Annotated in this window: 7 protein-coding genes and 1 pseudogene; 1 reads left to right on the top strand and 7 read right to left on the bottom strand. The window is 65.3% G+C overall.

Annotated features, from left to right (window positions below; all coding sequences use genetic code 11):
* The 5 genes and pseudogenes from ACYPXD_RS33735 to ACYPXD_RS33715 form a co-directional block, all read right to left on the bottom strand.
* A partial coding sequence (locus tag ACYPXD_RS33735) for a penicillin acylase family protein (protein WP_459722835.1) occupies positions 1-519 on the bottom strand: 519 nt, incomplete at its 3' end.
* Between the two features lie 312 nt (positions 520-831).
* A complete protein-coding gene (locus ACYPXD_RS33730) occupies positions 832-1,677 on the bottom strand; it encodes an NAD-dependent epimerase/dehydratase family protein (protein WP_459723097.1) in 846 nt (281 codons plus the stop codon).
* Positions 1,602-1,991 (bottom strand): annotated as a pseudogene (locus ACYPXD_RS33725) (DUF2214 family protein); the annotation flags it as partial. The gene ACYPXD_RS33730 and the pseudogene ACYPXD_RS33725, both read right to left, overlap by 76 nt.
* 148 nt (positions 1,992-2,139) lie before the next feature.
* Complete coding sequence (locus ACYPXD_RS33720; protein ID WP_459722832.1) at positions 2,140-3,225, bottom strand: hypothetical protein; 1,086 nt, start codon at positions 3,223-3,225, stop codon at positions 2,140-2,142.
* A gap of 372 nt (positions 3,226-3,597) precedes the next feature.
* Entirely contained in the window at positions 3,598-4,662 is a 1,065-nt protein-coding gene (locus tag ACYPXD_RS33715; RefSeq protein WP_459722827.1) for a glycosyltransferase family 4 protein, read from the bottom strand.
* 892 nt (positions 4,663-5,554) lie between these two features.
* On the opposite strand from ACYPXD_RS33715, the gene ACYPXD_RS33710 reads away from it, so the two are divergent.
* Positions 5,555-7,393, top strand: coding sequence for an ABC transporter ATP-binding protein (locus tag ACYPXD_RS33710; RefSeq protein ID WP_459722824.1), 1,839 nt, complete (start codon positions 5,555-5,557; stop codon positions 7,391-7,393).
* 175 nt (positions 7,394-7,568) lie between these two features.
* Here the strand turns inward: ACYPXD_RS33710 and otsA are convergent, their stop codons facing one another.
* Both otsA and otsB read right to left on the bottom strand, forming a co-directional pair.
* Positions 7,569-9,035: an alpha,alpha-trehalose-phosphate synthase (UDP-forming) gene (otsA, locus tag ACYPXD_RS33705; RefSeq protein ID WP_459722821.1), complete on the bottom strand. Its 1,467-nt coding sequence runs from the start codon at positions 9,033-9,035 to the stop codon at positions 7,569-7,571.
* Entirely contained in the window at positions 9,032-9,787 is a 756-nt protein-coding gene (gene otsB, locus ACYPXD_RS33700) for a trehalose-phosphatase (RefSeq protein ID WP_459722818.1), read from the bottom strand. Before otsB ends, otsA begins: the two co-directional genes overlap by 4 nt.
* Positions 9,788-9,944: the final 157 nt, after the last annotated feature.

Raw genomic sequence — 9,944 nt, 5'->3', positions numbered from 1 at the left:
CGCCCCCGGTTGCGCGCGCAACACCCAGTATTCGAACGGCCGCGCGCGCAGCGCGCGCAGGCCATCGTTGACGCCGGCCGTGTACCGTTCGAGCAGTTGCCGGTCGGCGGTGGGCAAGGCGGCGAGCGCCGCCTGCGCATGTTCGCGAAACCGCAACGGACGGTCGCGCTTGTCGATCGGCAACGCGGGCGGTCCGATCAGCGCGCTCAATTCGCCGGCGGCGACCCGGCGCAGCAGGTCCATCTGGAAGAAACGGTCCTGCGCCTGGATAAAACCCGTCGCGTAGGCGACGTCGGCGCGCGTGCGGCCCCGCACGGTCGGCACGCCGAGCGCGTCGCGTTCGATTGTGACCGGTGCCGATAGCGGCGCGTCATGCGTGCCGTCGAGTTGCGGCAGGCTCGCGCGCAGCGTCAGCCAGCCGGTCAGCACCACGGCCGCAAGCACAGCGACGATGACGCCCAGGAGAACGAGCGGCCACGAGCGGCGCCGCTTCTGCGGGAAAAGGCTTGAACGGGTCATTGCGAATCACGCGATCGTTGTTCAACGCTTGTTGCAGCGGCGGCCGGATAGCGGGCGCCGTGCGACCATAGCATGACCGTGTGAAGACGATACGCGAGACAGGCAAGCGCGCGAACGTGCGACGAAACGGGCGCCGTAACGCGCGCACGATGCTGTAAAGCCTGCCGGTACGCGAACGGTTAGCGGCTAACGGTACGCCTGCGGCTGCGCTTTACGCGGACGATCGCCAGGCTCCGCCAAACCGCGCGCGGTGCACGTTCCCGCCAGGCCGAACCAGGCGCCGCCGGCTTCGTCCGCCGTGCCCGCGTTACATTACGACGCGTCGCGTTCGAGCGGCGCGGCCGCCGCAAACGGTCCGCCTTGAAAGCGCTGCGCAATATCGTCGAAATCCGCGCCCGGCGCGACCGGTTCGAACAGGTGCGCGAACTGCTCCGAACTATCCCGCGGACGGAATCCGAGAAACGACGCCTTCGTGTTGTCGACCCACTTCGTCGGGTTATCCGACACGCCATAGACGATCGCGTGACCGACGCGATTCGTGAACAGCGAACAGCGCACCAGATCGATGAAATCGCGGAAGCTCAGGAACGTGACCATCATCCGGCGGTTCTTCGGCGCTTCGAACGACGAGCCGATGCGCAGACACACGGTCTCGATGCCGAAGCGATCGAAGTAGTAGCGCGACAGCGCTTCGCCGAAACACTTCGTCACGCCATACAGGCTGTCCGGCCGCACCGGCGCATCGACGTCGACGACCGAGGTGACCGGATAAAAGCCCACGACATGGTTCGAGCTCGCATACACGACGCGTTTCACGCCATGCTTCACGGCTGCCGCATACAGGTTGTACAGGCCGCGAATATTCGCTTCGAGCAGATCGTCGAACGGCGCATCGATCGAGAGGCCGCCGAGGTGCACAATCGCGTCGACGCCTTCGAGCAGCGTATCGACGGCCGCGCGATCGGCGACCCAGTCGACTGCCCGTTCGGCTACCCAATCGGCTACCAGTCGGTGCCGACCATGCCGACGCCGCGCGTCATGCCGGTCGCGGCCAACACCATCACGACGAGCAGCGCAACCTGCACCGAGCCGATCGCCGCGAACTGATGCACGCGGCGAAGCGTTGGCGACACGCCTCTTCGGAGCGCGATGCGCCAGCGGATCAGCGTGATCATCGGCGCGATTTCGAGCAGCAGGATCAGCACGAGCGCGCCCATCTTCACGTGAAAAAGCGGTTCCTGCAGATAGAACGACGCGCCCTTTTCAAAGCCGCCGAACGCGCGCAACGAGCCCGTGACGATCATCAGCAGCGCGGACAGGCCCCAGACGTTGTCGGCGAGAAACACGCCGGGCAGGCTGTACTCCGACGCACAACGGCTCAGCGCCCGCGTGCGCGCGATGATCGCGGTCAACGCGAGGCCATAGCCCAGCAGATGGAGCGTGGCCAGCAACCAGCGGATCAGTAAGGACATCTCCATACGGTGTCTCTATGTTTTCGCTATTTCTTCGTCGTGCTTTCGCGCTTGTCCCGCTTCTTTCGCTTCTTTCGCTTCTTTCGCTTCTTTCGTTTTTGCCGTTCAGCCGCGACGGGGTCCGTCGACGGTTGCGCGCCCGCCCTGCTTATCCCGCTTGCCGCAGACTGGCATCGAGCGCGCGGGCGGCGGCGCGGTCGCCGTCGGAGATAAGCGGCACGCGAAAGACCGTCTGGCGGTTATGTCCGGCCGCCGCCGGCGAGTCCCACATCAGTTCGATCTTCGGCCGGCGCAGCCAGCCGGCAAGACCGGCTCGCCGCGGCGGCAAGGCGCCCGCGTCGGCGGGCGGCGCGGATGCAGCGGCGCGAGCCGCGATGGCGGCGGTGGCCGGCGTGGGGGACGTGTCGGCGCCAGCGGAAGGCGACGCGGCAGTGGCCGATGTATCCGCGCCCACGGAAGCCGACGCATATTCCGTCTCATGCAACGGCGCTTCGCCGCTGGCCGGAGGCGCCGCGTCCTCGGCCCGCGGGTTCACATCCGACGCGACGACAGCATGCGGCTCGCCCGCACCCGTCGTCGCCTTCTCCGGCGCGGCGTTGCCCGGCGCCCCGCTGCGCGCGGAACCACGGCTGCCGCCGCTTGCCGTCGCACCGGGCCAGCGCACCGAAAGCTCGCGCGCATCGTACTGACCGACCTTGCGGCTTTCCATCCACACAATGGTGGTGCGCGTCACGTTATCGATTGAAATGGCGTACCGGCCAATCGCAAAGCGTCGCGCGCCGATGTTCGTGCGCCACAGCGCGCGCGGCCGGCAGATCCATAGCACGGCCGCGTAGAGCGCCGGCGCCGCGAGCAGCCAGCCGTTGGTCGCCGCGACCGCATGAGCCGCACGCCGCCAGCCGGCCGTCCACGCGAACGCGCCGACCGACCACACGGCAAACAGAAACCCGAGAAACGCGAAGAGCCGCAGCGCCTGCCGCAGCCATTGCGGCAGCGGATGAAACGGACGCTCGGCGCGGGCGCGCGCGCCCGGCAGGAATATCAGCAGAAACAGGAAGACGAGATTGATGCAGGCCCACGGGGACGAAGCCATCGCCGACAGCGCCGTCAGCACGTCCATATCGGACAACGAGAACAGCCATCGCGCGAGAATCACGAGACCGATCGCACGCAGCGCGAAGATCGTGCCGGCGCCCGGCGCGGCGTTCGCTCGCGTCTGTTTCGTTCTCGCCAAAGCTTTCTCCTCTTGTCCGTGCTTGTCTGTGCTTGTCCGTGCTTGTCCGCGTAAGCAGCCCGCAGCTTTCGCGGCACGGCCATTATAGGGATATTGGGCGTCACGCTCACCCGTGGGCGTGACGGGCAGCATTTTCAATGCGGGGCGCATCGGTGCATGACGCAGCGCACGGATTGCGCGCCGCCCCATCCGCCCGCCGCGCGCACGCTTCAAAAAGACCGCCTGTCCGGATTTCAGCGTGCCGCATCCCGCGTGCCGCCGCGCCCAGATGCGACAACGCCCCGCGTGCAATGCACCCGCGGGGCGTCGGTGAATCGTGTATTACGCGGACCGCCGCTTTTGCGGCGGCCATCGTACGGGCTTAGCTCGCGCTCAGTTTGCGTTCACTTCGCGCAGCACCGTGCGGCGCTTCTGACGCAGCAGTTCCTCGTACGTCGCCACGTAGTTGCGCGCCATCACCTGCGACGTGAAGCGTGCTTCGAACGCCTTGCGCACACCGTCGCGCGGCAGTTGCGACAGACGCTTGAGCGCGGCAACCGCACTGATTTCGTCTTCGACGACGAAACCGGACACGCCGTGTTCGATCACTTCCGGCACCGAACCGCGCTTGAACGCGATCACGGGCGTACCGCACGCCATCGCCTCGATCATCACCAGACCGAAGGGCTCCGGCCAGTCGATCGGGAATACCAGTGCATGCGCGTTGCCGAGGAACTCACGCTTTTCGGCTTCGCCGATTTCGCCGATGTACTCGACGTGCGGGAGCGCCATCAGCGGCTTGATCACTTCTTCGTAATAGGCGCGGTCGGCCTTGTCGATCTTGGCGGCCACCTTGAGCTTCATGCCAGCCTGACCGGCGATGCGGATCGCGCGATCGAGGCCCTTCTCCGGCGAGACGCGGCCGAGGAATGCGAGGTAACCCGGCTCGACATTGGGGATCGGCGTGAGCACGTTTTCCGGCAGACCGTGATAGACGGTTTGCAGCCAGTTCGCCTGCTGCAGCGGCTGGCGCTGGTTGTCGGAAATCGACACGACCGGCACGTCGCTGAACGTGTTGAAAATCGGCTGCAGTTCGGGCAGATCGAGACGGCCGTGCATCGTCGTCAAAAACGGCACCGGCTGACGCGCGAACAGCGAGAACGGGTAGTAGTCGATGTGGAAATGCAGCACGTCGAATTCGTCCGCGCGGCGGCGCACTTCTTCGAGCAGCAGCATGTGAGGCGCCATCACGTCGCGAATCGTCGGATCCAGACGCAGCGCTTGCGGCCAGAATGCTTCAAGCTTCGCGGAGGTTTGCGAATCGCCGCTCGCGAACAGCGTCACGTCATGACCCTGCTCAACCAGCGCTTCCGTCAGGTAGGACACGACCCGTTCCGTGCCGCCGTACAGCTTCGGCGGAACCGCCTCGTGCAACGGAGCAATTTGAGCGATTCGCATGGTGGAGAAACTCCTCGTAAAAGATCAGGCTAGGTAACTGCAGTTTGTAAAAGCGACTCGCATGCTCGCCAAGGTTGCACTGCCGCGTTCAGCGCGGACACGCACCTGCTTTCTTCGAGAAAATCCTGCGATGGATCGCCTGGTAGGACCCGGGGAACCAACCGATGTCGCCCGCTGCTTCGCCGTAAACGCACAGCAAGCGCAGCCGTTGACAAATGTCAGTCATCCTGGGCTGACCGAGCACGCATTATCAATGCCAAGCCGGTCGTACGGCACGCACATTTCAAAGACTTTACGTTGTTACAAAGGGGAAACACTTTGCAAACCCTTGTTTTCTAAGACAGTTCTACATTGGGAGCCTGTAGCCGCGGAACCCCGCGGAGGTGCGATTTCGATGCGGTTTCCGAGGCGCCAGCGGCCGATCGCCGTGGCCGGTGTGCAACCCCGTATCCGACCGCGCCGCCCTGCCCGCAGCGCCCCGGTTTCGAGCCCCATTCCGAAGCGCGATGCTGTTGCGGCAAGCGCGCCCGGTAGGCCCCGTTTGTGCTTTGGTTCTGCTTCGAAATCCTGTGGTTGCATGCCCGGTCACAGAGGCTCCGCCGGCGCCTGTCACGCGCCGCATCACTCCCGCCTCGCCAGGCGGCATTGAATGCAAACTGTAATTGTATCCCGAAAAGACTGCGATTCGCTCGCTTCTCCGCACCAGTGGCGGGCCGAGCAGACCAAGGTCGTGCGTGTGACATCTCGAAATGAATCACGCGCGATGTGTCCGGATTTCGTCTTTCCACGGACCGAATTCGCTTTTGCATGTTTACAATGCGGAACCTACGCTGTGTTACGAGGCTACCCGTGACCGATGACCTAACCCGACTTCAATCGACAGCACGCACAATTGGAACATCTCACCATTGCCCAGCGTAATGCCCACAACGCAAAGCTTGCGAGCTATGCGGACCGGCCGCTTGCGTTCCTGTTTCGCTTCATCCGTCGCCATCCGTTTGCGCACGCGGTGGTTCTGGCAAGCGTGTTCGCCGCGGTCGCCTGCGCGCTCGCGTCGCAGTATGCGATCAAACATCTGATCGACGTGCTGAGCCAGGGCCGGCATCATCCCGGTCCGCTGTGGGGCGCGTTCGCGATCCTCGTCGGCCTGATCGCGGCCGACAACCTGTTGTGGCGCGTCGGCGGCTGGTTCGCCGCCCACACGTTCGTGGCCGTCACCGGCGACCTGCGGCGCGACCTGTTCCAGTATCTGAGCGGACACTCGCCGACCTACTACGCGGAAAAGCAGCCGGGCACGCTCGCGAGCCGCATCACCGCGACCTCGAATGCCGTCTATACGGCCGAAAACACCACTGCGTGGAACGTGCTGCCGCCGTGCATCGCGGTGATGGGTGCGATCGTCATGATCGTCGCGGTAAATCCGCTGATGGCCGCCGCCCTGCTCACCTGCTCGGCGATTCTCGCCATCGTGCTGTACAAGCTGGCCGGCCGCGGCTCCGCGCGTCACCAGACGTTCGCGTCCCGCGCGGCGGCCGTCGACGGCGAACTCGTCGACGTGATCGGCAATATGTCGCTCGTGCGCGCGTTCGGCATGACCTTTCGCGAACAGAAGCGCTTCGGCTCGACCGTCAAGGCCGAAATGGACGCGCGGCGCAACAGCCTGCTGTATCTCGAACGGCTGCGCCTGCTGCACGCGGTGATCACCGCGCTGCTGTCCGCCGGCCTGCTCGGCTGGGCGCTATGGCTGTGGGACCAGGGCCGCGCGACGTCCGGCGACATCGTGCTGGTCAGTTCGCTCGGCTTCACGATCCTGCACGGCACGCGCGACCTCGCGGTAGCGCTCGTCGACGTCACGCAGCACGTGGCGCGTCTCGCCGAAGCGGTCAAGACGCTGCTCGAGCCGCACGGCATGCCGGACCACAACGACGCGACCGAGCTCGTGCCGCAAGGCGGCCGCGTCACGTTCGACCAGGTCACGTTCGCGTATCCGAAACGCCGGCCGATTCTCGACCACTTCGACCTCAATATCGAGCCGGGCCAGCGCGTCGGCCTGATCGGCAAGTCGGGCGCCGGCAAGTCGACCGTGCTCGCGCTGCTGCAGCGTTTCTACGAACCGCAGGGCGGAAAGATCCTGATCGACGGCCAGGATATCGGCACGATCACGCAGGACAGCCTGCGCCACGCGATCGCGCTCGTGCCGCAGGATATTTCGTTGCTACACCGGACGGTCTACGAAAACATCGCGTACGGCCGGCCCGAGGCGTCGCGCGAGGAAGTGATCGCGGCCGCGCGCGACGCGCGCTGTACGGACTTTATCGAAGCGATGCCGGAAGGTTTCGACACGATCGTCGGCGACCGCGGCGTCAAGCTTTCGGGCGGCCAGCGTCAGCGCATCGCGATCGCGCGCGCCATTCTGAAAGACTCGCCGATCCTGCTGCTCGACGAAGCGACCTCGGCGCTCGACAGCGCATCGGAAGAAGCGATCCAGAAGGCGCTCGACCGGCTCATGGTCGGCCGTACGGTAGTCGCGATCGCGCACCGGCTGTCGACGCTGCACAACTTCGACCGCATCATCGTGATGAGCGCGGGCAAGGTCATCGACGACGGCAGCCCCGAAGAGCTGCGCAATCGTCCGGGTCTCTATCGCGATCTGCTCGCGAAGCAGTACGGCAAGACGACCACCCTGCATGTCGGCGGCAGCAAGAAGGTGGACGAGCAGCACGTGGCGTGATGCACTTCGTCAGTTGCCTGTTTGCCGGCTGAGCGCGAGTTGCGTGCCGGGCGAGCGCCACGTGAGCCGAGCTGACAACCACGCGTACGGTTGAAAAAAATGCGGCTTCGAACCTTGTGTTCGAAGCCGCATTTCTGTTTCGCGCGTGCTCGTGCCCGTGTTGCACGCCGCTGAATCAGCCCGTCACGCCGGCGCGTTCGTCATCCCGACGATGCAACGCTGCATCGCCATGACCGACGTGTGTCAGCAGATCCGCACGCTGCAAATCGCGCATGAAGTTGTCGCGCCACACCGACACATTATTCTCGCGCAACTGCGTCATCATGTCCCGATGCCGCGCCTGGCGTTCGGCGAGCGGCATCGCGAGCGCCGCCGCGAGCGCGTCGGCCATATCGTCGATATCGACGGGATTCACGATCAGCGCGCCGGTCAATTCCTGCGCCGCGCCCGCAAAGCGCGACAGCACGAGCACGCCCGGATCTTCCGGGTCCTGAGCGGACACATATTCCTTGGCGACGAGGTTCATGCCGTCGCGCAGCGGCGTCACATAGCCGACGTGCGCCGTGCGAAACAACGCCGCGAGCACCGGGCGCTCGTACTGCCGGTGGATATAGAGGATCGGCGTCCAGTCGAGCTCCGCAAAGCGGCCGTTGATGCGGCCCGACTCGCCTTCGAGCTGCAGCCGGATTTCCTGATACGCGTGCATGTCGGCACGCGTCGGCGGCGCAATCTGCAGGAACGACACGTTGTTGCGCTGCGCGGGCGTCTGATCGAGCAATCGCTCGAAGGCGCGAAACCGTTCGACGAGTCCCTTCGAATAGTCGAGCCGGTCGACGCTCATGACCAGCTTGCGCTTGTGCAGCGTCGCCTTCATCGTGCGCACGGGCTTGCCGCGCTCGCCCGCTTTCGCGAGTTCGGCGATCTCGTCGGGATACACGCCGATCGGATACGCGGCCGCGCGCAGCGTGCGCCCGAACGCGTGGATCAGCACGGGCTCGGCGGCCGCCGCAGGGCGCGCGTCGATGCTGCCGCCCGCTTCGTTGACGACGTAATCGCAAAACGAGCGCAAATCAGGCGTGGTCTGAAACCCGAGCAGATCGAACGAGCACAGCGCCTCGACGAGCGCGCGATGCGGCGGCACGGCGAGCAGCACTTGCGCCGCGGGAAACGGAATATGCAGAAAGAAGCCGATGCGGTTCGTCACGCCTGCGGCGCGCAGCGCCTGCGCAAACGGAATCAGATGGTAGTCGTGCACCCAGATCACGTCGTCGGCGCGCAGCAGCGGCACGAGCTGTTGCGCGAGCCACGTGTTCACGCGGCAATAGCCTTCGAAATCGTGTCGGTCGTATTGCAGCAGATCGGCGCGGTAGTGAAACGCGGGCCACAGCGTCGCATTCGAAAAACCGCGGTAGTACTGATCGTAGTCGCGCCGCACGAGGCCGATCGTCGCAAACGTCACCGGGCCGCGTTCTTCGAGCTTGATCTGCGGTTGCCCCGCGGCGAGCACGTCGCCGCTCCAGCCGAACCACATGCCGCCGGTTTCCTTGAGCGCGTCGTAGACGCCGACCGCAAGGCCGCCCGCCGCGGGTCCGCCTTCGGAAATCGGCGCGACACGGTTCGATACGATGATGAGGCGGCTCATGACGCGCCGCCGCGCGCCGCGGCCACGACCGCCGCAAGCCACTCATGCAGCGCGCGCACCGAATCGAGGCGCGTGCGCGCGATCGTATCGCCGCCGCCGACCTTGATCGACACGCCGCCTGTTTCGTTGACGACCGCGAAGCCTTTTTCGTCGGTCAGATCGTCGCCGGCGAACACGGGCTTGCGGCCCGCGAACGGCGGCTCGTCGAGAAACGCGCGCAGGGCCCGGCCCTTGTCGACGTCCTTCGGCTTGATCTCGTAGACCATCTTGCCCGGTTGCAGCACATACGCGCCCGGAAAGTCGGCGACGAGCCGCGCGGTCGCCGCGCGCGCGATCGGCTCGCGGTCCGGCGCATTCCGGTAGTGAAGCGCGAGCGACGCACCCTTGATCTCGAGCAGCATGCCGGGGTTGTCATTGACGACATCCGCCAGTACCTGCTCCATGTGCAGCAGCCGGTCGTCGTTAAAGCCGATGCGCTGCGTGTCGCCGTTCGCATCGCGCCGCTCGGCGCCATGCAAACCCGCGATCGGCAGGTCTGGCAAGCCGAGAAACGCGTCGATGCTGCCGATGCCGCGGCCCGACACGACGGCGACCGCGCCGTTCGTGAGCGTGCGCAGTTCAGCCAGCAAGGCCGGGACGTCGGGCGGCACCAGCACGCCGTCCGGCGTCGGCGCAAGCTCGACGAGCGTGCCGTCGAAGTCGAAGAAGAACGCGTATTCGGTTGGAGCGAAGGCTACGGGAGGTACTTGCATCGATGTGTCTTGCCTTTCAGCAGCTTTCGGCTGCTTTCAGCCGGAAAAGAACGCGCATCTTACCGCGCATCGGTCGATTAATCGAGACGCCAAGACTCAACGAGACAACGCCGCAATTTGTCGGATACGACATAGGCCGAACATAGGCGGACATCCA

The sequence above is a fragment of the Paraburkholderia sp. 2C genome, from assembly GCF_054589215.1.
Note: the sequence above shows the minus strand (reverse complement) of the source record. Positions and strands in the feature narration are given on the sequence as shown.